The sequence below is a fragment of the Alloalcanivorax mobilis genome, assembly GCF_002864685.1.
GTDB classification, from domain to species: Bacteria; Pseudomonadota; Gammaproteobacteria; order Pseudomonadales; family Alcanivoracaceae; genus Alloalcanivorax; species Alloalcanivorax mobilis.
Genome location: NZ_NMQZ01000014.1, coordinates 62,029 through 87,379 on the forward strand (window position 1 = coordinate 62,029; position 25,351 = coordinate 87,379).

Consider the following 25,351-nt stretch of genomic DNA (forward strand, 5'->3'; position numbering starts at 1 on the left):
CGACGCCTACTCTGTTGCGCGAACCGCGGGGCGGCTCAGGGCTTGTCCATGGCGGCACGCATGTCGGCGAGAATCGCCGCCATGGCGGGGGCGATCTTCTCCGGGTGCTGCTCGTGTTCGGCGGCCTGGCTGACCAGTACGCTGCCGACCACGACACCGTCGGAGACCCGGCTCACCGCTTGTGCCGATTGCGCGTCCTTGATACCAAAGCCTACCCCAATCGGCAATTGGGCAAGGTTGCGAATTGTTTCAACGCGGGCCGCCACCTCGTTCACATCAAGGCTGGCGGAGCCGGTGACCCCTTTCACCGAGACGTAATACAGGTAACCGCTGGCGGCGGCGGCAATCGACCGGATCCGAGCGTCGGTGGTGGTCGGCGCGATCAGAAAGATCAGGTCGATGCCGCGTTCACGAAACAGCGGCGCTACGTCCTCGCACTCTTCCGGCGGCAGGTCCACCAGCAGCACGCCGTCCACGCCAGCGGCCACGCAGGCGTCGGCGAAGCGGGCGTAGCCCATGATCTCCACCGGGTTCAGATAGCCCATCAGCACCACCGGCGTGGTGTCGTTGTCGCGCCGGAACTGGCCGACCATTTCCAACACGCGGGTCAAGCTGGTGCCGGCGCGCAGAGCCCGCTCACAGGCTTTCTGGATCACCGGGCCGTCGGCCATCGGATCGGAAAACGGCACCCCCAGCTCGATCACGTCGGCGCCCGCCTCGACCATGGCGTGCATGGCCGGCACCGTGACTTCCAGGGTCGGGTCGCCGGCGGTGATGTACGGGATCAGGGCTTTGCGTTGCTGCTCACCGAGTCGGGCGAAGCAGTCTTGAATACGGCTCATGACTCTCTCTCTTATGCTGACTGTCAGGCTACGCTTCGCGCCTAGAATTCGATGCCGTCGATCTCGGCCACGGTAAGGATGTCCTTGTCGCCCCGGCCGGACAGATTGACGATGATGTTCTGGTCCTTGTCCATGGTCGGCGCCAGCTTGCGCGCGTGGGCCACCGCGTGCGCGGACTCCAGCGCCGGCATGATGCCTTCCACCATGGTCAGTTCACGGAACGCGGCCAGGGCTTCCTGGTCGTTGGCGGCGACGTACTGCACCCGCCCCAGGTCCTTGAGCCAGGCGTGTTCGGGGCCAACGCCGGGATAATCCAGGCCGGCGGACACCGAATGGGTCTCGATGATCTGGCCGTTGTCATCTTCCATCAGATAGGTGCGGTTGCCGTGCAACACGCCCGGCCGGCCGGCGCTCAGCGGCGCCGCGTGGCGGCCGGTGTCAATGCCGTCACCGGCGGCTTCGACGCCGTACATGGCGACGCCGTCGTCATTCAGGAACGGGTGAAACAGACCGATGGCGTTGGAGCCACCGCCCACGCAGGCGACCAGGGCATCGGGCAGCTTGCCGGCTTGCTTGAGACATTGTTCGCGGGCTTCGCGGCCGATCACCGCCTGGAAGTCACGCACCAGCATCGGGTACGGGTGCGGCCCGGCCACCGTGCCAATGATGTAGAAGGTGTCGTCCACGTTGGTGACCCAGTCACGCATGGCCTCGTTCATGGCATCCTTAAGGGTGCGCGAACCGGAGGTCACCGGCACCACGTTGGCGCCCAGCAGCTTCATGCGGTACACGTTGAGGCGCTGGCGGCGAATGTCTTCCTCGCCCATGAACACGTGACACTCAAGCCCCAGGCGCGCGGCCACGGTGGCGGAGGCGACGCCGTGCTGGCCGGCGCCGGTTTCGGCGATCACGCGCTTCTTGCCCATGTGCTTGGCGAGCAGCGCCTGGCCAATGGTGTTGTTGACCTTGTGGGCGCCGGTGTGATTCAGATCTTCACGTTTGAGCCACACCCGCGCGCCGCCCAGTTCCCGGCTCCAGCGCTCGGCCAGATACAACGGCGAGGGGCGGCCCACGTAATGCGCCAGGTCGTAGTCGAAATCGGCCTGGAACTGGGGGTCGTCCTTAAGGCGCCGGTACATGGTTTCCAACTCGTCCAGAGCCGCCATCAGGGTTTCGGAGACGAACCGTCCGCCGAATTGCCCGAAATGACCGCGCTGGTCGGGGAATGCCTTGTAATCAGGACGTTCAGTCACCTCATGCTCCTTCGTGTTGATACCGCTCTCGGCGGCAATGAAAATCGGCAACGATGAACCGCTCAACCGCGCGCGGCACGGATAAAAGCGCGCATCGCCGCACTGTCCTTGATGCCACCCCGGCGGCGGCCATCGACAGCAAGCTGCTCGACGCCGCCACTGACATCCACCGCCCAGGGGCGAACGGTGCGCACCGCTTCGGCCACGTTGCTGGCATCCAGACCGCCGGCGAGCACCAGCGGCAACGCCGCATCGCGCGGCAGGCGCCGCCAATCAAAGCGCTCGCCGGTGCCCCCGGGCACGCCGGGCACATAGCTGTCCACCAGCAGGCCGCGCGCGCCGGCGGCGCGGTAACGCAGCGCTTCGGCGGCGGGATCGGCGCCGTCGCGCATGCGCAGCGCCTTGATCCATGGGCGCGTTAAGGCGGCGCCGTACTCGGGCGTCTCATTGCCGTGCAGTTGCAGCATGTCCAGCGGCAACGCGTTCAAGTGGGCCTGCAGGGTCGCCGGGTCGGCGTCCACGAACAGCCCCACGGTGGTCACGAACGGCGGCAGTGCCGCGAGCACGGCGGTGGCCTGGCGAAGGGTCACGTAACGGGGGCTAGGCGGATAGAACACCAGACCAATGGCATCGGCGCCGGCGCGCGCGGCACGCACCGCGTCTTCGGGCCGGGTGATACCACAGATTTTGATCCGGGGAGTGTTCATTGATGTCTTATCCTATCAGATCGGAGCAAGCATGGTGTCAATTATGCTATGAGATCGCGCTCAATCCACCCAGCCACAGCGGCCCCAACGGCGAACGCGGCAGTTCGAATTGCTCCGGGTAGCCGATGTCCACCAGATAGAGGCCGAACGGCGGCGCCGTGACCCCACCCTGGCGGCGATCACGGGCTTCCAGCACCTGAGCGGCCCAATCCGGCGCATGATGGCCAGCGCCAATACTCATCAGCACACCGGCCATATTGCGCACCATGTGCATCAAAAAAGCATTGGCTTCCACTTCCAGAATGATCAACGGGCCCTGCCGGTGAATCTGGAACAGGCTGAGTGTCTTGAGCGGCGATTTGGCCTGGCAATGCACACTGCGATAGGAGGTGAAGTCGTGGGTGCCAATCAGATGACGGCTGGCCTGCACCATCGCGTCGACATCCAGGGGCCGGTAATTCCAGGTCACCTGGCGCCGGAACAGCGCCGGCGGCGTGGCGTGGTTGTAGATCACGTAACGGTAACGCCGCCGCCGGGCGCTGAACCGGGCATGAAAGTCATCGGGCATCGGCACCGCCCAGTTCACCGCCACGTCCTTGGCGGCGAACCGGTTCGCGCCCATTACCCAGCTTTTCATGTCCCGCGCCGCGTCGGATTCGAAATGGCAGATTTGCGCGGTGGCGTGCACGCCGGCGTCGGTACGCCCGGCGCAAAACAGGGTGACCGGATGATTGGCCACTTTCGACAGCGCGCCTTCCAGTTCGCTTTGCACCGTGCGCACCCCTTCCTGCTGGGTCTGCCAGCCATGGAAGGCGCTGCCATCGTACTCTACCGACACCGCGATTCGGGTCATGGAAATTCGCAACGCTGCTGAAACGGGGGCGATACATTAAGGCATCGATGGGGGGGCGCGCCAGGGGGTGGGTGGGCGCTATACGCTATGCGCTCGCTACACGCAGCACGCTACCAGCCGGAGCCCGCAACCCTTTTTACGTCCGCCCAAGCGGCGACCGGGTTTTGACTGAGCGTGCAAGCGTGCCGCGTGCAGCGTGTAAGCCAGCTTGCCGCCGTGTCAGCCAATCCGTCCCAGCAGTTCGCGGGCTTCGCCCTGCTGTTCGCCGGTGCCTTCGTTGAGTACCTCGTTGAGGATGTCGCGGGCGCCGTCGGCGTCGCCCATGTCGATGTAGGCGCGGGCCAGGTCGAGTTTGGTGGCGTTCTCGTCGGTTTCACCGAGGAAATCGAAATCGTCGTCGTCGCCAAGCACATCCCGGTCTTCGGCACCGGCCAGCGGCGCGGCACCGGTGACGGTTTCCGGCGGCGCCTGGTCGTCGCCATCGAGCTCCAGCTCCAGGTCGCTGATGTCCAACCGGTCCGGTTCATCGGTGGGCGGGTTCCCGGTGTCGGCCTCGACGCCGGTCACCGCCGAGGGGTCCGCCGGATCGGCCGGCTCAAGCTCCAGGTCATCCAGGGAAAGATCGAAATCGTCCAGTTCCAGCTCGTCGGCATCCACGTGACGATCCGCGTCGGCCGGAGAGCTGTTGCGTTCGGCCACTTCGTTGAGCTGCATGTCCAGCTCTTCCAGGTCGAGATCGGCGAACGGGTTGTCGTCGTCGGCGGCGGCCTCGTCGTTGCCCTCTTCGAGCGCGCCTTGCAGGGAAATGCTCTGCTCGTCGTCACGGTCGTGGGCATCCGCCTGGTCGTTGTGCGGGTGGTCCAGCTCCAGCGTGTCGAGTTGCAGGTCGCTCTCTTCCAGCTCGTCGTCAAAACCTTCGTCATCGTCGCCGACACTGAGCACCAGGTCGTCGAGTTGCAGCGGCGTCTCGTCCTTCAAATCCAGATTGCGCGGCTCGTCGTCCAGGTCGAAGTCGAGATCGGAAAATTCCAGTTCGTCGTCGTCAAAAGTGTCGCTGGCTGCCGCCGTGGGCTGATCGTCGCCGGCTTCGTCGGACAGGTCCGAAGCCAGATCCAGCTCCAGGTCGTCCAGGGAGGGATCGCCGTCGCCGGCCCGCTCCCCCGGGTCGCCACCGAGACGTTTGATGGCCGCGTCCACGGCGGCGCCAGTGCCGGCATACAGCGCCGCCTGCTGGCGGAAGCCGGGCTCATCGCCGGTTTCTTTCAGCAGCTCCAACAGGCGAATCTTTAAATCACCGCGCTGCGGGTCCTGGTTGATCTCGTTGCGCAAGTAATCGACCGCCTGCGGATACTGACCGTAGGCCACGTAGACGTCGGCGCGCTCCATCGGGTCCATCTGATCGTCGTCCAGATCCTCGCTCGGCGGTGCGCCGAAATCCTCGCTGGCGTCACTGGCGCCCAGCGCCATGGCACTGCCGCCGAAGCCGTCGCCCTGGTCATCATCGTCGGGGCCGTATTGATGATCATCGTCGTCGTCGCCGTTATCCCGGCGACGGCGAATCAGCAACATCAGCAGTAGCAACAGAACCACCAGCAGCGCGCCGATATAAAGCAGGTTCCGCATGATCAGATCAACGATGCCGTTGCCGGCGGCGGCCTTCGGCGCGGCACCGTCCTGGGCGGTGCCGTTGGCGGCGTCGCTCGGAACCGCGCCGCTGTTGTCGGCATCGGCGTTGTCGGTTTGGCCCGCTTCTTCGGCGCGCTCGGAGGCGGTGCCGGCGTCAATGTCGCCGTTTTCACTTTCATCGCCCTGGGCGGCGGCCGGCGGCGCCGGTGCCTTGAGCAGGTCCGGGTTGACGTCGGCGCCCTGCTCTTCCTGAAGACGGCGCAGTTCCTGCTGAAGCGCGACAATCTGCTCGTTGCGCAGGTTCATCAGCTGGCGACTGGTGTCCATCTGCGCTTCGATGTCGTCGAGCCGGCTGCGCAGCTCGTCGTTTTCCCGATTCAGACGATCCAGGTTCTCGTCACGGATCGCCAGTTCGTTCTGCAGTGCCGCGGTGTTGGCGCTGCCGCCCTGTTGAGCCCCGGTGCCGTCGCCATCACTGGCGCCTTCGGCGGTGTCCGGGGTCACCAGGGTGACCCGACCCTGGCCCGAGGCGTCATTGTCCCGTGGCGCCGGGGTGTCACGACCGGTGGCGTCCACTGGCGCGCGCTGCGGGTTGCGCACCTGCTCATCACGGGTCTGCCGCTGGCGCCATTGCCGGTTCTGGTCCGCCATTCGCGAGACCGCTTCCGGCTCCGGCAGGTAACGAACCTGATCGGCGCTGGGCAGGCGCAGAACCGCGCCTTCACGCACCAGGTTGACGTTGCCGTCAATGAAGGCCTCGGAGTTGATCTCCTGAATGGCCATCATGGTCTGCTGAACGGACACATCCGCGGCGGGCCGGTTGCGCGATGCGATGCTCCACATGGTGTCCGATGCGGACACCCGGTAGGTGCGGTCCGTGGCTTCCGGGGTGCGGTCGGCGCGCGCCGGCGGCGGCGCGGCGGGCTGCGAACGCCGTGGCTCGGCGGGCGCGGGCGCGGCATTGTCGGCACGCGCTTGCGGCGGCCGTGATGGCTGGGACCGTGATGGCTGCGGCCGGGATTCGGAGCGGGGTTGAGGTTGCGAGCGCGATTCGGCGAGCGGACGGGGCGCCTGTTGCACCCGCGCCGGCGTCACCGCGTTGCTGCCGTTGTCGTAGCTCGGCGGATCAAGCAGCACGGTGTATTCGCGCATCAGACGACCGGTGGGCCAGAGAAACTCAACCAGAAAATTCAGATAGGGTTCACGCACCGGTTGGCGCGAGCGAATGTGCAGCACGGCGGCGTCGTCACCGCGGCGCTCGATCTGGAAGCGCAGGTCGGTGAGAAAATAGCTTCGATCAACGCCGGCGGCGTCGAAATCCGACTGCGACGCAAGATTGACAAGGATCTGATCCTCCGACAAATCGCCCACGTCGTAGAGATTGACGGACATGTCCAGCGGTTGATTCAGATAGGAATCGAGCTGGTAATCCCCTACCCCCAGCGCCGCCGACAGCCCCGGAGTCATGGCGGCCAGGGCAATAAAGCCTATCCCAAGTTTTCGGAGCATCGATCAGACCCTTTACTTATTATCCGTCCCAAGGAGCCGCGCCAGCCCCCCTGGCCGTGTTGGCGCCGGCCGGCTGGCCCGGCGCGCCGTGCTGCCCGCGCTGTGGCGTGTCGATCAGCCGCCTGCGTGAACGGCGCCCTGGCCAGGGGCGCTGAGGCTTTCACGGGCCACGGAATCGCGGGCCACGAAATTATCCGGTCGCGGTGTCCGGCTGCCAACAGACTATTGTTGCCGATTTTGCACAAACTCAGGCGAAAAACCTAGAAACTGCGTCACATAATGTCAGTAACTATCCATCACAGATAGTCTTTTATCAACGCCTCCACCAGCAGCACGCCGTTGTGCGCGGCCCCGGTTTTAATGTTGTCCGCCACCGTCCAGAAACTGAGGCTGCCCTGCCCATCAATGTCTTCGCGCACGCGGGCAATGCGCACCGTCAAGGTGTCGAGAATCTGTTTGACCGGCGAGGCGCCGTCGCCTTCGGCGCCGTTGTCCATGTGCACGCCGGGGGCGTGGTCCCAGCAGGCTTCCGCCTGGGCCAGCGTTACCGGCAGGGTACCCTGCACGCGCACCGACTGCGACAGGCCATGGAACACCGGCACCTGCACGCAGGTCACGTCCACCGCCAGATCCGGCTGGCCCAGTACGCGGCGGGTCTCCAGCATCAGCTTGAGCTCTTCACTGGTGTAGCCGTTGTCCTGCAGGCGGCCGGCCACCGGGATCAGATTAAAGGCGTGCTGCGCGCCCTCGCCTTCGTCGGCGTCGAGCCCGTTGAGCAAGCGCGCGCTCTGCCGGGCAAGCCGTTCCACACCGTTGCGGCCGGCCGACGACGCCGCCTGCATCTGGGTCACGGTGACCTGGGTCAACTCACCTTGTGCCAGCAGCGGCTTGAGCGCCAGCAGCAGTTGTACCGTGGCGGCGTCCGGCGCGGCCACCAGGTTGCGCTCGCGGGCGGCGGCCAGCTGCTCATCGTTAACGCCGGCCACCACCAGGGGCACATCGGATTCGTAACGGTACGCCGGCGACAGATCGATCACCATGGCGCCCGCTTCAATGGCGCGCGGCACCAGTTCCTGGGACACCGCGGCACCGGCCGCGAACACCACCAGTTGCACCTGGGAAAAATCGAACTCCTCGGCCTTGCCCACTTTCAGTGAGCGCTTGCCAAAATGCACGGTCTTGCCCTGGCTGCTTTCCGAGCCCAGCGCGAACAATTCACCGAGTGGCGGTTGCCGTTCGGCAAGCAGCTCCAGAAAAGCCCCGCCCACCAGGCCGGTGGCGCCCACTATCGCGAGTGCCGGTTGGTATGACATGTGTTTCTCCGGGGAGGTGTCTGAGTGAGTTTTGGGACGCCGGACGCTGGACGCCGGACGCCGGACGCTAAACCCCCATCTTCACAGTTTGGCGGCTACGCAGAAGCACTTGTGCGTAGCCGCAAGGGTGGCCCACCCGGGTTTTGACTTTAGCGTCTAGCGTCCGGCGTCCAGCGTCCAGCCCTTTATCGTTCCAACAAAATCCGCAACATCCGACGCAGCGGTTCGGCGGCGCCCCAGAGGAGCTGATCGCCGACCGTGAAGGCGTTCAGGAACCGCGGGCCCATGTTGAGTTTGCGCAGCCGGCCCACGGGCACGGTCAGGGTGCCGGTCACGGCGGTGGGGGTCAGGTCGCGCAGGGTGGCTTCTTTCTCGTTGGCAACCACTTTGACCCAGTCGTTGGCCTGGCCAATACGATCATAGATCTCGTCCAGGGGCACGTCTTTCTTCAGCTTCACGGTGAGAGCCTGGGCGTGGCAACGCATGGCGCCGATGCGCACACAGGTGCCGTCCAGGGGAATCGGGTGATCGCCACGGCCAAGAATCTTGTTGGTCTCGGCCTGAGCTTTCCACTCTTCCTTGCTCTGGCCGTTGTCCATCTCTTTATCGATCCACGGCAGCAGGGAGCCGGCCAGCGGGAAGCCGAAATGGTCGCGGGGCATGGCGTCGCCGCGCATGGAGGTGGCCACTTGCCGATCAATGTCGAGAATGGCGCTGGCCGGGTCGGCCAGGTGACGGGCAACATCGCCGTGAATGGCGCCCATCTGCGCGATCAATTCACGCATGTTCTGCGCGCCGGCGCCGGAGGCCGCCTGGTAGGTCTGGGCGCTGGCCCACTCCACCAGATCGGCATTGAACAGCCCGCCCAGTGCCATCAGCATCAAACTGACGGTGCAATTGCCGCCGACGAAATCCAGGGTACCGCGATCCAGTGCCTGGTCGATCACCTTGCGATTGACCGGGTCCAGCACGATCACGCTGTTGTCCGCCATGCGCAAGGTCGAGGCGGCGTCGATCCAGTAGCCTTTCCAGCCGGCCTCGCGCAATTTCGGGTACACCTCATTGGTGTAGTCGCCGCCCTGGCAGGTGACGATCACGTCCAGGGCTTTCAGATCATCCACGCTCTTGGCGTCGCCAAGGGTGGGAATGTCCTTGCCCACGTCCGGGCCTTGCTGGCCGACCTGGGAGGTGGAAAAGAACACCGGTTCGATGTCTTTGAAGTCATTTTCTTCGCGCATGCGGTCCATCAATACGGAACCGACCATGCCGCGCCAGCCGATAAAACCGACTTTCTTCATGTAAACCTGTCTCCCGAAAGGGCTCGCCCTTTCTTTCTGTGGATGATGGGGTTCAGCCGTGGCTCAGCGCTTCGGCGACGGCGGCGCCCATTTCCCCGGTGCTCACTTTACGAGTGCCCTCGGTGTAAATATCCGCGGTTCTCAACCCCTGATCCAGCACCTTTTCCACGGCGCTTTCGATGGCATCGGCCACGTCGCCGCGCTGCAGGCTGTAACGCATCAGCATGGCCAGCGACATGATCGTCGCCAGCGGGTTGGCGATGCCCTGGCCGGCGATGTCCGGCGCCGAGCCGTGGCAGGGTTCGTACAGGCCCTTGCGGTTCTCGTCCAGGGACGCGGAGGGCAGCATGCCGATGGAGCCGGTGAGCATGGCGGCTTCATCGGAGAGGATGTCACCGAACAGGTTGCCGGTGACGATCACGTCGAATTGTTTGGGCGCGCGCACCAGTTGCATGGCGGCGTTGTCCACGTACATGTGCGACAGCTCGATCTCTGGGTAGGCTTTCGCTTCCTCGGTGACCACTTCTTTCCACAGCTCGGTGACCTCCAGCACATTGGCCTTGTCCACCGAACAGACGCGCTTGCCGCGCTGCATGGCCAGGTCGAAGGCGACCCGCGCGATGCGCTTCATTTCCGATTCGGAATACACGTAGGTATTGAAGCCGACGCGCTCGCCGTTTTCTTCCTTGATGCCGCGCGGCTGGCCGAAATAGATGCCGCCGGTGAGCTCGCGCACGATCAGGATATCCAGCCCCGACACCACTTCCGGTTTAAGACTGGAGGCGTCGGCCAGTTGCGGAAACAGAATCGCCGGGCGCAGGTTGGCGAACAGCCCCAGCGAGGAGCGCAGCCGCAGCAGGCCGCGCTCGGGCCGTTTGTCGCGCTCAATGGTGTCCCATTTCGGCCCGCCGATGGCACCGAACAGAATGGCGTCGGCGGCGCGCGCCTTGGCCAGGGTGGATTCGGGCAGCGGATCGCCTTCGGCGTCGTAGGCGGCGCCGCCGACCAGCGCCTGGTCCAGTTCCACGTTCAGATCGAACCGTTGTTCAGCGGCGCTCAGCACACGCAGTGCCTGTTCAACGATTTCCGGGCCAATGCCGTCACCCGGCAATACCAGAATAGAGCTCATATTTTGTCCTGTTTACGAGGCGCGCGGCCCCTGATCCAGTTGTCCGTTGTTCCATTGAGTGGCCATTAACCGGTGCGGCGACACCCTTAAAACGTTGTCTCGTCCAGAATCGGCACCACCCCGGAGCCGGCTTTGCCAAGCACCGCCTGGTAGGCGTGCTCACCGTTGCCCTGGCTGATCGTGATGGCGTAATTCGCGGCCGCGTCGAAGCGGCACTCCAGCGTGCCGAAGCGCAACCTGCCACCGTGGTCGGCGAACACCCGCAGGCTGTGTTGCCCAGCGCTCAAACGCACCTGTTGCGCACCGCCCTGCTCCGCCACCCGCACGCCGTCCACGGCGAACACAGCGGCGGTGGCCGGCCAACGCCCTTCGCCGCCCTGCCCGGCCGCCTGATCGCTCACGGTCACGACGGCCACGGGCTGGTCGTCGCCCGGCGGCTGATACAGCGGCACCCCGGCACAGCCAGCCAGCAACGTGGCCAGCAACAGGCTCGCGAGCGCGCGCGGCGACGGCATTTAGAGCGCCGGTTCCTGGAACACCCAGGGTTCCGATTGCGCGCGGCGCGCCTCGTACTCACGGATGGCGTCCGCCTGCTGCAGGCTCAGGCCGATCTCGTCGAGGCCATTGAGCAGGCAGTGCTTGCGGAACTCATCAATCTCGAACGGAAAACGCTCGCCTGACGGGCTGAGCACACACTGGTTTTCCAGATCAATGGTCAACTGGAACGCCTCGTTTTCGGCTTCCGCCTTGAAAAGGCCGTCAACGGTAGCTTCACTGAGCACAATCGGCAACAGGCCATTCTTGAAGCAGTTGTTGTAGAAAATGTCCGCGTAGCTGGGCGCGATCACCGCCCGGAAGCCGAAATCCATCAGCGCCCAGGGGGCATGCTCGCGGCTTGAGCCACAGCCGAAATTACGCCGGGCAAGCAACACGCTGGCACCTTGATATTGCGGCTTATTGAGCACGAAGTCCGGGTTTTTCGGGCGCGCCTCGTTGTCCTGCCCCGGATGGCCTTCGTCCAGATAACGCCACTCGTCGAACAGATTCGGGCCGAAGCCGGTGCGCTTGATCGACTTGAGAAACTGCTTGGGAATGATCTGGTCGGTGTCCACGTTGGCGCGATCCAGCGGCGCCACCAGGCCGGTATGTTTAACGAACTTTTCCATGCTCTGTCTCCTTAGCAGGCTGCTAGGCGCCCAGTTCACGCACATCGACGAAATGACCGGCCACCGCGGCGGCCGCGGCCATCGCCGGGCTCACCAGATGGGTGCGCCCGCCGTTACCCTGGCGCCCTTCGAAATTGCGGTTCGAGGTGGAGGCGCAATGCTCGCCGGGTTGCAGGCGGTCCGGGTTCATCGCCAGGCACATGGAACAGCCCGGCTCGCGCCATTCAAAACCCGCTTCCAGGAAGATCTTGTCCAGGCCTTCCTTTTCCGCCTGCTGTTTAACCAGGCCGGAACCGGGCACCACCAGCACCTGCTTCACCGAATCCGCTTTCTTGCGGCCCTTGGCCACGGCGGCGGCGGCGCGCAGATCCTCGATGCGGGAATTGGTGCACGAGCCGATAAACACCCGGTCCACATTGATGTCGCCAACCCGGATGCCGGGTTTCAGGCCCATGTATTCATAGGCCCGCAGCATGCCCGAGCGTTTCACTTCATCGGATTCGGCGGCCGGGTCCGGCAGCGGCACGTCCACCGGAATCACCATTTCCGGGCTGGTGCCCCAGGACACCTGCGGTTTGATGTCGGCGGCGTTGATTTCCACCACCGTGTCGAAGCGCGCGTCGGCGTCGGACACCAGCGTGCGCCAGTACGCCTCGGCCTTGTCCCAGTCGGCTCCGGTGGGGCTGTAGGGGCGGCCTTTCACATAGTCGATGGTGGTGTCGTCCACCGCCACCATGCCGGCCCGGGCACCCGCCTCGATGGACATATTGCACACCGTCATGCGGCCTTCCAGGCTCAGCGAGCGGATCGCGCTGCCGGCGAACTCAATGGCGTGGCCGTTGCCACCGGCGGTGCCGATCACGCCGATAATGTGCAGCACCACGTCCTTGGCGGTGACACCCGGGCCCAGGTCGCCTTCCACCTTGACCTGCATGTTCTTCATTTTCTTGGCCACCAGGGTCTGGGTGGCGAGCACGTGTTCCACCTCGCTGGTGCCAATGCCGTGGGCCAGACAGCCCAGGGCGCCATTGGTGGAGGTGTGCGAATCGCCGCACACCACGGTCATGCCGGGCAGTACCGCGCCCTGCTCCGGGGCCATCACATGAACGATGCCCTGGCGCACGTCACCAATGCCGAATTCGGTGATGCCGAACTCGCGGGTGTTGTCCTGCAAGGTGGTCACCTGCAACCGCGACGTCTCGTCGACGATGTCGGCGGCGCTCTGGAACGGCGTGGTCGGCACGTTGTGATCCAGCGTCGCCACCGAGGCACCCGCGCGCCACGGCTTGCGCCCGGCCAGCCGCAGGCCTTCGAACGCCTGCGGCGAGGTCACCTCATGAATGATCTGGCGATCAATATAGATCAGCGCCGAGCCGTCTTCCCGCTCGGTAATCAGGTGGGCATCCCACAGTTTGTCGTACAGTGTTTTGCCGGAGAAGGTTGTGGCGGACATAAGGCTGGCTCCCATTCGATGCCCACACTGTACGCAGGGGCTTAATATAATTCCAATTCATATTTTTTATGTTTAGGATTCCTTAGAGTTATCTGAAAGGCTGACGTCAGACGGACGGCTCGAAGCGACTTGGGACGGGCTGGACGCTAGACGCCGGACGCCGGACGCTAAAACCCCTAAAAACCCCCGACCCGAAGGTTTGCGGGGTTACAGCATCTGCTTGCGTAGCCGCAAAGCTATCCGGTTCCGGGTTTTGACTTTAGCGTCCAGCGTCCAGCGTCCAGCGTCCAGCGTCTGCCAAACATTCCCTCCTCCAACCCTCGGAACCAGCCCCATGGACACCCAATCCCTCAACGCATTTATGGCGGTCGCTGAAAGCGGGTCGTTTTCCGGGGCGGCGGAGCGGTTGTTTCTGACCCAGCCGGCGGTCAGCAAGCGCATCGCCCAACTTGAGCAACAGCTCGGGGCCCGCTTGTTTGATCGCATCGGCCGCCGCATCAGCTTGACCGAGGCGGGCCGGGCGCTGTTGCCGCGCGCCCGCCAGGTGCTGCTGGAGCTGGAGGACATGGGCCGGGAGATCGGCAATCTGACCAGCGCGGTGGGCGGCACCTTGCGCATCGGCACCAGCCATCACATTGGCCTGCACCGCTTGCCGCCGGTGCTGCGGCGGTTTTCCCGGGAGTATCCGGAGGTCAAACTGGACATTGATTTTATCGATTCCGAGGAAGCCTGGGAGGCGGTGCTGCACGGCGATCTGGAACTGGGGGTGGTGACCCTGCCGCCGGAACCGGACAGCCGCCTGCTCAGCGAGGTGATCTGGCACGACCCGCTGGTGTTCATGGCGGCGCCGGAGCACCCCCTGGCCGGCCGCGAGCACCTGCCGCTCGCCACCCTGACCGATTACAGCGCCATCCTTCCCTCTCCGGTGACCTTCACCCGGGGCATCGTCGAACGGCTGTTCGGCGAACAGGGCCTGAGCCTGAATATCTCCATGTCCACCAATTATCTGGAGACCATTCACATGATGGTCTCCATCGGCCTGGGCTGGAGCGTTCTACCGCAGACCATGCTCGACGACAGCGTGGTGCGCCTTAACGTGGACACCCCCCTGCCGCTGCGCCAGCTCGGCGTGGTCACCCACCCGCGCCGCAGCCGCTCCAACGCGGCGGCGGCGTTTCTGGGGTTGTTGGGGAAGGCGCCAGACGCTAGACGCCTGACGCCGGACGCCGGACGCTAAGTCAAAACCCGGGCCGGCAGGCGTTGCGGCTGCGCATAGGGCCTTTGCGAAACAACCAAACCGATCAGACCACGGCGGTTTTAGCGTCAGGCGTCCAGCGTCCGGCGTCCGGCGTCTAGCGTCCTGTGTCCAGCGTTCCCCCCATGCCCCGCCAGGCCACCCCCGCCGCCGCCAGTGCCACCACGCCGGCCACCAGAAAGCAGATCGGCCCCAGCGACGTCCAGAACAAACCGCTGAGGCCGGCGCCGGCGGCCCAGCCGGCGCCGTAGCCGAGGCTGGAATAGAGCGCCTGGCCCTGGCCGGCGTGGTGTTCGCCGAAGGTGTGTTGCACCCAGGCGATGCTGGCGGAGTGGAAGCTGGCGTAGCTGGCGGCGTGCAGCAGTTGCGCGGCGATCAGCCAGCCGAGGTGGGCGCCGCACAGCCCGATCATGGCCCAGCGCAGGGCCGCCAGAAGCAGGCTCGCGATCAGCAGCGAGCGCAGTGGAAAGCGGCGCAGCAGGCGGTGGAACACCAGAAACAGGCCGACTTCGGCGATCACGCCCAGGGCCCACAGCAAACCAACGGTGAATTTGCTGAAGCCCAGGTCGGATAAATAGATGCTGTAAAAGGTGTAGTACGGTCCGTGCGAGGCCTGCATCAGAAACGAGGCGGCGATAAAGGCCTGCACGTCACGGCGCGCCAGCAGCGCTTTGATGCCGCCGGCACCACGCTGGCGCGGCGCGGTGGACCCGGCCGGCAGCAACAGCGTGCCCAGCCACAGCAGCCACAACAGGCTGGCCATCACCCAGGGCAACACGCTGATCGGCAACCGGTCCAGCGCCCAGCCCACCACCAGCACCGCGCAGATAAAGCCGAGCGAACCCCACAGGCGCACCTGGCTGTAACGGTGCGCTTGATCGCCCAGAGCGCGCAGCGTCACCACTTCGAACTGGGCCAGCACCGCGTTCCAGAAAAAGCTGAAGCTGGCCAGCAGCAGCGCCATGCTCCACACCCGGTCGACCCAGAACACCGGGACAAAGGCGATGGCGGCGGCCAGGTTACCGAAGCGGATAATGCGCAACCGCTGGCCGGTGCAATCGGCCAGCCAGCCCCACAGATTGGGGGCGCCGATCTTGGTGATCTGCGGCACCGCCATCAGCAAGCCGATGGCGGCGGCGCTGAACCCCAGGCTCTTGAGGTACAGCGACCAGTAAGGCGCCAGGGTGCCGAGCAACGAGAAGTACAGAAAGTAGAAACCGGACAGTCGCCAGTAGTAAGGGAACATCTGAGCAACTCTCTAAGGCATCGGGTTCTCTCGATGGCCCGGGCCGGGCCCGGCCAGGCGCGTGGGGCGCGCCCGGCAACGGGGTTAGATCTGGCCGGGAATCGGCGCCAGTGGCGGGGTCACGTCGGCGTTCTGGGCACGGTGGCGCAGGTAGTGGTCCATCAGCACCAGCGCCAGCATGGCCTCGGCGATGGGCGTGGCGCGCACGCCGACGCAGGGGTCGTGGCGCCCCTTGGTGACCACTTCCACCGCCTCGCCGCGCAGGTTAATGCTGCGCCCCGGCAGGGTCAGGCTGGAGGTGGGTTTCAGCGCCAGGCTGGCGCGGATCACCTGCCCGGAGCTGATACCACCGAGCACGCCGCCGGCGTGGTTGCTGTGAAAACCGGCCGGCGACATCTCGTCGCGGTGCTGCTCGCCGCGCTGGTTGACCACCTCGAAGCCATCGCCGATTTCCACGCCCTTGACCGCGTTGATCGACATCAGCGCCTTGGCCAGATCCGCGTCCAGGCGGTCGAACACCGGCTCGCCCCAGCCCGGCGGCACGCCTTCGGCGAACACCGTGACGCGGGCACCGATCGAGGAGCCCTCTTTGCGCAACTGGTTGATCAGCGCTTCGAGCATCGGCACTTTGTCGGCGTCGGGGAAGAAAAACGGATTGTCATCGACCCGCTGCCAATCGTAGCGCTCGGCGCGGATCTCGCCGATCTGCTCGACGCCGCCGTACAGCCGCACGCCAAGACGCTCGCTCAGGTATTTGCGGGCAATGGCGCCGGCGGCCACGCGCATGGCGGTTTCCCGGGCGGACGAACGCCCGCCGCCCCGGTAATCGCGGAAGCCGTATTTCTGGGTGTAGGTGTAATCCGCGTGGCCGGGCCGGAAGGTCTCGGCGATGTTGGCGTAATCCTTGGATTTCTGATCGGTGTTCTCAATCAGCAGGCCGATCGAGGTGCCGGTGGTGCGGCCTTCGAACACGCCTGAAAGAATGCGCACCTGGTCGGGCTCTTTGCGCTGGGTGGTGTAGCGGCTGGTGCCGGGCTTGCGGCGGTCGAGCTGGACCTGCAGATCCTGTTCGCTGATCGCCAGCCCCGGCGGGCAGCCTTCCACCACCGCGCCAAGGGCGACGCCATGACTCTCTCCGAAGGTGGTGACGCGAAAGCGTTCACCAAAACTGTTTCCAGACATGGGGTTCCTCGTTACCGGGGCGCGAAGCAATGATGGAAGTCTAGCAGCTGTTGGCGGGTGAGCATGAATACCCCCTCGCCGCCGCGTTCAAACTCAAACCAGAAGAACGGCACCTGCGGCCAGGCTGCCACCACATGGCGGTCACTGGCGCCCACCTCGACGATCAGCACACCCTCGTCGGTGAGATGGTCGGCCGCTTCGCGCAGCAGCCGGCGGGTGAAATCCAGGCCATCGCCGCCGGACGCCAGGGCCAGTTCCGGCTCGTGGCGATATTCCTCGGGCATGGCGGCGATCTCGTCGGCGTCCACATAAGGCGGGTTGGACACGATCAGATCGTAACGGCCAGGCAGATTGTCGAAGCCGTCGGACAGTACCGCGCTGACCTGATCGCCAACCCGGTGCGCGGCAATGTTCTGCTCGCACACCGCCAGCGCATCGGCGGAGATATCACTGGCGTCAACGCGGGCCTGTTCCAGCGCGTAGGCGCAGGCAATGGCGATGCAGCCGCTGCCGGTGCACAAATCCAGTACCGAGTGCACCTGCCCGGGGTCGAGCCAGGGCTGAAAACCCGCCTCGATCAGTTCGGCGATCGGCGAGCGCGGAATCAGCACCCGTTCGTCCACCGAGAACGGCAAGCCGCAGAACCAAGCCTGGCCGGTCAGATACGGCGTCGGCGTGCGGTCATTGATGCGGCGTTTGATCAAACCAACGAAGCGTTCGATCTCATCGGCCAGCAAACGGGCGTCGAGCATGCGCGGGTCGGTGTCCAGGGGCAGCGCCAGCACGTGCAGCAACAGCGCCAGAACTTCGTCGCCATGATCGTCGCTGCCATGGCCGAGAAACACGCCGGCGCGGCGCAACGCGGACTCCCCCCAGCGCAGGCAATCACGGGGAGTTTGCAGGGTGGCCAGGGCCTGTTGCTGTTCGCGGGGTTCGATCACGTGGGGGCCTCCTGAACGGGCGCGCAAGAGTAGCACATTATCGGCGCGCGGAGCCCGTGATCGCGCAATGTAAAAATGTGCAGGTTTATTGCCTTGCCGCCGGTTCAAAGTGCTGACTTCGATGTAAAACATGTTAAATTGCGGGCGGTGAACGGGCCCCACGCGAATCTCATTGCAGCCAGGCGCACCCTGCCCTGCCGTGGAGCGGAGCCTCCTTATTTCCGGTGTCCAACTGCACTGAGGGTTCCATGCGCACCTGGCTTTTCAAAACCGAACCGCGACACTTCAGCCTCGACGACCTTCGCGATGCGCCGGATCAGATCACCGGTTGGGACGGCGTCCGCAACTATCAGGCGCGCAATCGTCTGCGGGATGAAATCCAGGAAGGCGACCGGGTGCTGATCTATCACTCCCGGGGCAAACGACCGGCGATCGTCGGCGAGGCCCTGGTGGTGTCGCGGGCCTACCCGGACCCCACCCAGTTCAATCCGGATCACGAAGGCTTCGATGCGCGCAGCAGCGCCAACCAACCGCGCTGGTATCAGATCGATGTGCGGTACGTACGCAGCTATACCCGCCCCCTGACCCTCAACGAGGTGCGCCAGTACCCCGAGTTCGCCGATCTGGAGCTGGTGATCCGCCCGCGCCTGTCGGTGCAGAACATCACCGACCGGCAGTACCAGCAGATCCTCGCTCTGTGTGAACCGGATCTGTCGGTGTCCGGCAGCCTCGATCTCGCTCTGCCCTGAACCGACCACGTCCGCCGCGCGCGCCACGCACCAATCTGGCGCAAGCCGTTGTTCTCGAGTCACGTCGCCCGGCCCGGCCAGCGGCGGCGGGTCTGGCACAGCGGTTGCAGTATCCCCCCGGGAACAATAACAAGGTGGGGATAGCATGGAACGACGACTGCTCGCACTGGCCTTGACCGGCCTGCCTCTTCCCGCACTCGCGGACAGCCCGGCTTACTCCGGCGCCGATGTGGCCTGGATCGCGATCGCCGCGGCGCTGGTGTTTCTCATGCAAGCGGGGTTCGCGCTGCTGGAAAGTGGCCTCAGCCGCGCCAAGAACGCCCTCAATGTGGTGATGAAAAACTACATGGATCTGTGCGTTGGCACGCTGGTGTTCTGGGCGTTGGGGTTCGGACTGATGTTCGGCGGCAACCCCAGCGGCTGGTTCGGCGAGACCCTGTTCGCGCCCAGCCAGGGCGATGCGGATCTGTGGACCCTGCTGCTGTTTCAGCTGATGTTCGCCGCCACCGCCGCCACCATCGCCTCCGGCGCCATGGCCGAGCGCACCCGCTACGCCGGCTACCTGTGCGGCGCCATGGTGATCACCGGGCTGATCTATCCGCTGTTCGGCGGTTGGGCGTGGAACAGCGACGGCTGGCTGAATCGGCTCGGCTTTATCGATTTCGCCGGTTCCACCGTGGTCCACAGCGTCGGCGGCTGGTGCGCGCTGGCCGGCGTGATGGTGGTCGGCCCACGCCTGGGGCGTTTCGATGGCCAGGGGCGGCCCCGTGAGATTCGCGGCCACAATTTATCGTTCGTGGCGTTGGGCGGCTTTTTGTTGTGGTTCGGCTGGTTCGGTTTCAATGGCGGTTCGACCTTGAGCGCCAGCGCCGACATCGCCCTGGTCAATCTCAATACCCAACTGGCGGCGGCCTCCGGCGCCATCGGGGCGGCGCTCTACCGATTGCTGATGCGCCGGCCGGTGCTGCTCACCGAAACCGTGAACGGCTCGCTGGCCGGGCTGGTGGGCATCACCGCCGGCTGCGCCACCATGGTGCCGGGGTTTGCCATCGTCACCGGTCTGCTGGCCGGATTGATGGTCGGCCCGGGGGCGCGCCTGTTACTGGCCCTGCGCCTGGACGACGTGGTCTCGGCGGTGCCGGTGCACGCCTTCGCCGGCGCCTGGGGCACGCTGGCCGCCGGGCTGTTTTTCCACGGTGACCTGTTCGATCCGCAGCGCATCCTGGTGCAATTGCTGGGCGTGGCGGTGGCGTTTGCCTGGGCGTTCTTCGCAGCACTGATCATGTACATGCTGTTGGCGTTGACCACCGGCCTCAGGGTGCCGGCACTGCATGAGCAGCGCGGCCTGGATCTCAGCGAACACGCCGAGATCGGTTACCCGGAATTCTCGCAATCACACCTTTACAACGATCAGGTCGCCGGGGGGCTGGGAGGTCGACAATGAGCGACAGCCAGCGCCAACGGCGTGCCATCGCCACCGGACTGACGCCTTATCTGGACAGCGCCGCTCTCACCGAGGCGCTGGCACTGTGGCAGCGTGACTACGCCGGCCGGGCGCGCTTCTCCCTGCAGGGCTACGTCAGTGAACTGTGCCGCCTGTTCGAGATCGCCGAGCGCCGCCACGATCTGCATCTGAGCCTGGTGCAGGCGATGTCGCTGCCGGAACGCGCACTGCTCGCCGATCCGGTGGCAGCGGCCGACTCGGAGCGCCCACACCACGATGCCCACCCCTGCACCCTGGCGTTCCAGTACCTGATGCGCGGTCTGTGGGAGCAACTTGGTGAGCAGGAGGCCAGCCCGATGCGCCTGGACCAGCTCACCGACCTGCGCCGCCAGCGATTCGACGCGGACGTTCGCGCCACCATGGAACGCTGGCTCAACCAACCCCGGGACACGCTCGCGCCCTTGCCACGCGAGCCGCTGCAACGGCTTCTTAACCGGGCCTACGTGCTGCTGTGCGAGCGTTATGGGCCGGTGCCCGCGGACCGGCTTTTAAACAACGCCGGCGAGCGGGTGCGGCGGCACTGGCCGGCGCTCGATGAGGCCCTGCGCGCGCTGCTTTAAAGGATTTTGCCGCGCAGCACGCTAAATCCAGGGACGGTATCACCAGGCGTCCCGATACCAATCCGGAGGGCGACACCACGGCGTCGGCCACCGGTAACGGCCGGGCAACTTGCCAGCGGTTCCAACCGGTCATTATGCTACCGGCCATCCTTCCATTGGGGTTCGGCATGAAATTACACCATCAGATCTTCCTGGCCATGCTACTGGGCGGCCTGGCCGGCGCCGTGACCAGCGAAGGCAGCCAGCTGTTCGGGGTGCCGGTGCTGCCGGGCTACGATCTGATCGGCACCCTGTTTATCAACGCACTGAAAATGGTGGTGATCCCACTGATCACCACCGCCATCATGAGCGGCCTGATGAACGTGGGCGAAGGCCGCAACCTGGGCCGCATGGGCATGAAAACGGTGCTTTTTTATATGGGCACCAGCCTGATGGCGATTCTGATCGGGTTGCTGGTGGTGAACCTGATCGCCCCGGGCATCATTGATGGCCAGCCGGCCCGCGACCTGCTCGGCCTGTCCGCCGACACCCAGGACACCTTGCAAAGCATCGAAGGGCGCGGCGCCGGCGATTTCACCCAGATCCTGGTGCAAATGCTGCCGCCGAATCTGTTCCAGGCCGCCGCCCAGGGGCAGATGCTGGGCCTGATCGTGTTCTCGCTGATGTTCGGGTACTTTCTGCGCACCCTGGGCGGCGAACCCGGCGCCGCCCTGCGCAATACCATCGAGGGCATTTACCAGGTCACCCTGAGCATCACCATGCTGATCATCCGCTTCGCGCCCCTGGGCGTGTTCGGGCTGATCGCCGCCACCGTTTCGCGCACCGGCCTGGATGCCCTGGAGCCACTGGCGCTGTTCTTTATTACCGTGCTCCTGGCCCTGGGCTTGCACATGTTCGGCACCATGATGCTGCTGATCCGCGTGCTCGGGCGGCGCTCGCCATTGCGGCATTTGCAGGCGATGACACCGGCCCTGCTGACCGCGTTTTCCTCGTCCAGCTCGGCGGCCACCCTGCCGTTGACCATGGAGTGCGTGCAAAAACGCTCCGGGGTCTCCAAGCGCACCTCCAGCTTTGTTCTGCCCTTGGGGGCCACCGTGAACATGGACGGCACCGCCTTGTACGAATGCGTGGCGGCGTTGTTCATCGCCCAGGCGTATGGGCTGGATCTGTCGTTGACCACCCAGTTCATTATCGTTCTCACCGCGTTGATCACCTCCATCGGCGTGGCCGCGATCCCCGCCGCCAGCCTGGTGGCGATCACCGTGATCCTCGGCGTGATCGGTCTGCCGGCGGAAGCGATTGGCCTGATTCTGGTCACCGATCGGGTGCTGGATATGTGCCGTACCGCCGCCAACGTGTGGGGGGACAGCGTGTGCGCCGTATTGCTGGCGCGCAGTGAGGGTGAAGAGGACGTGCTGCGTCAGCCGATGCGGGAACTCGACCTTGAACAAGGCTGACACGCCGCCGGCACCGGCCGCCGGCGTTAAGCCGGTGATGTTGATCACCGGCGCCGCAGGCGGGTTGGGCCGGGCTCTGGCGCGCGCCGCCGCGCGCCAATACCGGCTGGCTCTGCTGGACCAGCGTGACAGCGCCGGCGTGGCTCTGGCGGACGAACTTCGCCAGGGCGGCGCGGAGGTGTTGTTCCTGAACGCCGACGTCAGCGATGAGCGCCAGATGCGCCAGGCGGTGGAACGCATTGAGCGGCGCTGGGGGCGCCTTGATGTGTTGATCAACAACGCCGGGCTGGCCGCCGCCGGTCCGTTCGAAGCGCTCGACAACACCGGCTGGCAGACCCTGTGGAACGTCAACGTGATGGGCGCCGTGCACGGTTGCCAGGCGGCGCTGCGCTTGATGAAACCTCAGGGCGACGGGCATCTGGTCAATGTGGCCGCCCTGCCCGGCATCAGTGCCCCACCGGGCATGGCCAGTTATGTGGCTTGCAACGCCGCCCTGATTGGCCTCAGCGAGGCATTGGCGGCGGAGTTGGAAGGCCTCGGCGTGGCGGTGAGCGTGGTCTGCCCGGATTGGTTCGCCAGCGATCTGGCCCGGCACATGTGCGATTCCGACCCGCTCAGCCGCGCGCGGCTGGAGCGCGCCCTGCTGCGCGCCCCGGACCCGGTGGAGAGGCTCGCGGCGCACATTCTCAAGGCCCTGGCCAGCCGCCCGCTGTACATCTTTCCGCAGCCCGAGGCGCAGCGCGAGTGGCGGCGCAAGCGCCGCAATCCGCTACGCTTCGTGCGCCGCATGCGCAGCCTCGCCCGGCGCCTGCGGCGGTATCGGTAGGGGTGCATTTCAGTTTTCAGTGTTCAGTTCTGTTGGGCGTGTTGTTCGATGTAGCGCAGGGTGTGGCGGTAATCGCCTTCCAGGGCCCGGTCGAAACGTTCGCCGATCAGGCTTTCCAGCTTACGGCCCACCAGCGGTACCGAGGAATTCACCGCCACCCGGGTGATCTGCCCGGCCTGCTCGCCGTCGGCCAGCAGGGCCATGGTGCCGCCCACCTTGACCGGCACATTGCCGAGCGCGAACCGGTAATCGGCCTGGTAGCCGCCGTCGGCGGGGCGCCAGCGGAATTCAGTGGTGAGATCCGCTTTCGCCGGCAGGAACCGGCGCGCCATTGAGGGCACTTTGTCCAGCCGGATGTCCATCGGTTGCACAATACGGATCAGGAATTCGCTGCCCTGAGGGCCAAAGGCATCAAAGCGGTAATCGTCCACTTTGCCCCACTCGAAGCGGGTCTGAAAAAAGTCCTTGCTGGTGAGAATCTCATAAAGGCGTTCCACATCGACCGGATAACGACGTTCCACGGTCACGTCCATCGGTATCTCCCTAGGAACCTGGTGTGATCAGGCCCATAGCCTGTTGATGATTTTACGCCATCGAACCGGATCGCCACGACGCCAGGCGAGCGGCGTTCGCAAACTGAAGACGGTACACCGTCGTCGCCGCGATTGTCACCCGCGCCCGGCGCTCGGATACGTCGGTGCGTGGCCAGCGATCCGCTTATTGATGAGCGTCGAGAAAACGCTGAATCGCCGCCGCCACCGGCGCCGGATCGTCCATGTGCAGATGGTGGCGACCGGGCAGATCCACGCGCGTCAGAGCCGGCACCCAGGCTTCCCGGTGCGCGAAACGGCCATCGCCGCCCAGCCCCTGCTCACCCAACACCAACAGGGTGGGCGCGGCGATGCCGCGCACGAAACCCTCCACCTGTTGTTCGGTGAGACGCAACGACGAGGTGATGCGCAAACGAATGTCGGTGCGCCAGGTCCAGCCGTCTTCCACCGCCACCAGGCCACGCTCGCACAACAGCCGGGCGGACTGTTCCTCGAGCCCGCCCAGCGCCGGCAGGCGCGCCGCCACCGCCTGTTCCGGATCGCTGTACACCGGTTTGCGCTTGGCGGAAAGGCCGCGAATCTGATCAATCGCCTTGCGCAACGTGGGCGCCACGTCGTCGGCGTCGGTGGCCGGCGGCCCCAACCCTTCCAATAGCACCAGATGGCTGACCCGCTCTGGGTAGGTGGCGGCGAACAGGCTGGCGACCCCGGCGCCCATCGAATGGCCGACCAGCACAAAGCGCTGCCAGCCCATCTGCTCGGCTACTTCCAGCACATCGCGGACGTGATCCACCAGATGGGTGGCGAGATCCGCGGGCCGGTGTTCGGAATGCCCATGACCGGAGAAATCCATCGCCAGCATCGGCGACGACAAATGCTGTGCCAGCGGAATGAACGAGGCGGCGTTGTCCAGCCAGCCGTGCAGCGCCAGCATTGGCTCGCCCTGCCCCTCCCAGAGTAAGGCGGCCAGGGTCTGGCCGGAGGCATGGAAACGCCGTTCAGTGACCGCTCGCATGGGCGCCCTCCCCGGCCAGCAACTGGTCCAGCTCACCCAGCACCAGGCTGGCGGTGCTGTCCGGCCGTTCCAGCGGGTACATATGGCTGCCCGGCGCGAACAACCGCTTCATACGGTGGCGGCGGGCGTGACGCCGGCCACCGTTCTGAAACAGCTCCGGCGAGCCCTCGCCGGTGATCAGCACGCCCGGCACTTTAAGACGCGGCAGGCGGGTGACCCCGGTGGGGGTCTGTTGAAACACCGCCACTTCGACGTCCGGGCGGAAGCGCAGCCGCCAGCCGTCACCGTGGCGTTCCAGGCCGGCGCGCAGATAATCTTCCAGGGCGCGCGGGTCGAACGCCTTGAACAGGCCGCGCGAATTGAAGTAACTCTGCACGTCGTCCCAGTTGGCCCAGTAGTCGAGCCGCCCCTTGCTTTTGCGCGCCGGCGAGAAGCGGTCACCGAGGCCGGTCAGCTTGGTCAGCCGCAACGCCAGCGCGTGGGGGCCGTTGGCCACCGGCGGGTCGAGCATGATCAGCGCCTGAAACCAGTCCGGATGACGGTGCGCCACCCAGAACATCAACACCGAGCCCATCGAGTGGCCCAGGCCGATGATCGGTTTGGGCAGCGGTTCCAGAAACGCTTCCAGTTCCAGGCTCAGGCTGACCCAGTCACGGTCCACCGGATAGCGCGGGTCCTGGCCCAGGCACTCCACCACGCGCACATCGAAACGTTCCTGGAACGGCGCCAGAAAGGTGTCGTAGCTGTGGCCGGGGATGCCATTGGCGTGCGCGAACGCCAGCACCGGGCGGTCTTGGGGGGCATGTTCTACGGCGTTCATTGAGTCTCCTTGAAGCCATTCGCGACCCGCCACCGAAGCGGGCTGGCAAACGTCAGGACCGGAAAAAAGTGCCATGATAGCCTTCCTGGGCACTAA

General features: G+C 65.2%; 23 protein-coding genes. 6 read left to right on the forward strand and 17 right to left on the reverse strand.

What is annotated here, in order from left to right; translation table 11 throughout:
* Nucleotides 1-35: 35 nt before the first annotated feature.
* The 11 genes from trpA to leuC all read right to left on the reverse strand — a co-directional run bounded on the left by trpA (nt 36) and on the right by leuC (nt 13,149).
* Complete coding sequence (gene trpA / locus CGS25_RS09110) at nt 36-842, reverse strand: tryptophan synthase subunit alpha (RefSeq protein WP_089032082.1); 807 nt, start codon at nt 840-842, stop codon at nt 36-38.
* Nucleotides 843-883: 41 nt separating this feature from the next.
* Nucleotides 884-2,095 carry a tryptophan synthase subunit beta gene (gene trpB / locus CGS25_RS09115; protein ID WP_089034494.1) on the reverse strand — a complete coding sequence of 404 codons (1,212 nt, stop codon included), beginning with the start codon at nt 2,093-2,095 and terminating at the stop codon, nt 884-886.
* A gap of 62 nt (nt 2,096-2,157) precedes the next feature.
* Nucleotides 2,158-2,802, reverse strand: coding sequence for a phosphoribosylanthranilate isomerase (locus CGS25_RS09120; RefSeq protein WP_089032083.1), 645 nt, complete (start codon nt 2,800-2,802; stop codon nt 2,158-2,160).
* Between the two features lie 46 nt (nt 2,803-2,848).
* Nucleotides 2,849-3,655 (reverse strand): tRNA pseudouridine(38-40) synthase TruA, encoded by an 807-nt coding sequence (gene truA / locus CGS25_RS09125; protein ID WP_089032084.1) that lies wholly within the window; start codon nt 3,653-3,655, stop codon nt 2,849-2,851.
* A 219-nt stretch (nt 3,656-3,874) separates the two neighbouring features.
* On the reverse strand, nt 3,875-6,790 hold the full coding sequence (locus CGS25_RS09130) for a FimV/HubP family polar landmark protein (protein ID WP_198588741.1): 2,916 nt from the start codon (nt 6,788-6,790) through the stop codon (nt 3,875-3,877).
* Nucleotides 6,791-7,086: 296 nt separating this feature from the next.
* Complete coding sequence (locus tag CGS25_RS09135; protein WP_089032089.1) at nt 7,087-8,103, reverse strand: aspartate-semialdehyde dehydrogenase; 1,017 nt, start codon at nt 8,101-8,103, stop codon at nt 7,087-7,089.
* 185 nt (nt 8,104-8,288) lie between these two features.
* On the reverse strand, nt 8,289-9,401 hold the full coding sequence (gene asd / locus CGS25_RS09140) for an aspartate-semialdehyde dehydrogenase (RefSeq protein WP_101675280.1): 1,113 nt from the start codon (nt 9,399-9,401) through the stop codon (nt 8,289-8,291).
* A gap of 52 nt (nt 9,402-9,453) precedes the next feature.
* Nucleotides 9,454-10,530, reverse strand: a complete 1,077-nt coding sequence (gene leuB, locus CGS25_RS09145) for a 3-isopropylmalate dehydrogenase (protein ID WP_089032091.1) — start codon at nt 10,528-10,530, stop codon at nt 9,454-9,456.
* 86 nt (nt 10,531-10,616) lie between these two features.
* Nucleotides 10,617-11,045: a hypothetical protein gene (locus tag CGS25_RS09150; RefSeq protein ID WP_101675281.1), complete on the reverse strand. Its 429-nt coding sequence runs from the start codon at nt 11,043-11,045 to the stop codon at nt 10,617-10,619.
* Nucleotides 11,046-11,696 carry a 3-isopropylmalate dehydratase small subunit gene (leuD, locus tag CGS25_RS09155; protein ID WP_101675282.1) on the reverse strand — a complete coding sequence of 217 codons (651 nt, stop codon included), beginning with the start codon at nt 11,694-11,696 and terminating at the stop codon, nt 11,046-11,048.
* Between the two features lie 22 nt (nt 11,697-11,718).
* Nucleotides 11,719-13,149, reverse strand: a complete 1,431-nt coding sequence (gene leuC / locus CGS25_RS09160; RefSeq protein WP_089032094.1) for a 3-isopropylmalate dehydratase large subunit — start codon at nt 13,147-13,149, stop codon at nt 11,719-11,721.
* Between the two features lie 334 nt (nt 13,150-13,483).
* On the opposite strand from leuC, the gene CGS25_RS09165 reads away from it, so the two are divergent.
* Entirely contained in the window at nt 13,484-14,386 is a 903-nt protein-coding gene (locus CGS25_RS09165; RefSeq protein ID WP_101675283.1) for a LysR family transcriptional regulator, read from the forward strand.
* A gap of 115 nt (nt 14,387-14,501) precedes the next feature.
* On the opposite strand, the gene CGS25_RS09170 is transcribed toward CGS25_RS09165, so the two are convergent.
* The 3 genes from CGS25_RS09170 to prmB form a co-directional block, all read right to left on the reverse strand.
* Nucleotides 14,502-15,650, reverse strand: coding sequence for an MFS transporter (locus CGS25_RS09170; RefSeq protein WP_101675284.1), 1,149 nt, complete (start codon nt 15,648-15,650; stop codon nt 14,502-14,504).
* An 84-nt stretch (nt 15,651-15,734) separates the two neighbouring features.
* Complete coding sequence (gene aroC, locus CGS25_RS09175) at nt 15,735-16,832, reverse strand: chorismate synthase (RefSeq protein ID WP_101675285.1); 1,098 nt, start codon at nt 16,830-16,832, stop codon at nt 15,735-15,737.
* 11 nt (nt 16,833-16,843) lie between these two features.
* Entirely contained in the window at nt 16,844-17,773 is a 930-nt protein-coding gene (prmB, locus tag CGS25_RS09180) for a 50S ribosomal protein L3 N(5)-glutamine methyltransferase (protein ID WP_089032098.1), read from the reverse strand.
* A 248-nt stretch (nt 17,774-18,021) separates the two neighbouring features.
* Here prmB and CGS25_RS09185 point away from each other — a divergent pair, with 248 nt between their 5' ends.
* From CGS25_RS09185 to CGS25_RS09205, 5 genes are all read left to right on the forward strand, one after another.
* On the forward strand, nt 18,022-18,522 hold the full coding sequence (locus CGS25_RS09185) for an EVE domain-containing protein (RefSeq protein ID WP_089032099.1): 501 nt from the start codon (nt 18,022-18,024) through the stop codon (nt 18,520-18,522).
* Between the two features lie 145 nt (nt 18,523-18,667).
* Nucleotides 18,668-19,966, forward strand: a complete 1,299-nt coding sequence (locus CGS25_RS09190; protein ID WP_089032100.1) for an ammonium transporter — start codon at nt 18,668-18,670, stop codon at nt 19,964-19,966.
* Complete coding sequence (locus CGS25_RS09195) at nt 19,963-20,586, forward strand: hypothetical protein (RefSeq protein WP_089032101.1); 624 nt, start codon at nt 19,963-19,965, stop codon at nt 20,584-20,586. The genes CGS25_RS09190 and CGS25_RS09195 overlap by 4 nt, the downstream gene beginning before the upstream one ends.
* Nucleotides 20,587-20,753: 167 nt before the next feature.
* Nucleotides 20,754-22,043 (forward strand): dicarboxylate/amino acid:cation symporter, encoded by a 1,290-nt coding sequence (locus CGS25_RS09200; protein WP_089032102.1) that lies wholly within the window; start codon nt 20,754-20,756, stop codon nt 22,041-22,043.
* Nucleotides 22,030-22,869, forward strand: a complete 840-nt coding sequence (locus tag CGS25_RS09205) for an SDR family NAD(P)-dependent oxidoreductase (protein ID WP_089032103.1) — start codon at nt 22,030-22,032, stop codon at nt 22,867-22,869. Before CGS25_RS09200 ends, CGS25_RS09205 begins: the two co-directional genes overlap by 14 nt.
* A 23-nt stretch (nt 22,870-22,892) precedes the next feature.
* Here CGS25_RS09205 and CGS25_RS09210 read toward each other — a convergent pair whose 3' ends face one another.
* The 3 genes from CGS25_RS09210 to CGS25_RS09220 all read right to left on the reverse strand — a co-directional run bounded on the left by CGS25_RS09210 (nt 22,893) and on the right by CGS25_RS09220 (nt 25,255).
* Nucleotides 22,893-23,402 (reverse strand): DUF2505 domain-containing protein, encoded by a 510-nt coding sequence (locus tag CGS25_RS09210; RefSeq protein WP_089032104.1) that lies wholly within the window; start codon nt 23,400-23,402, stop codon nt 22,893-22,895.
* 184 nt (nt 23,403-23,586) lie between these two features.
* Nucleotides 23,587-24,435, reverse strand: coding sequence for an alpha/beta fold hydrolase (locus tag CGS25_RS09215; RefSeq protein WP_101675286.1), 849 nt, complete (start codon nt 24,433-24,435; stop codon nt 23,587-23,589).
* Nucleotides 24,419-25,255, reverse strand: a complete 837-nt coding sequence (locus tag CGS25_RS09220; protein ID WP_089032106.1) for an alpha/beta fold hydrolase — start codon at nt 25,253-25,255, stop codon at nt 24,419-24,421. Before CGS25_RS09220 ends, CGS25_RS09215 begins: the two co-directional genes overlap by 17 nt.
* Nucleotides 25,256-25,351 lie beyond the last annotated feature (96 nt).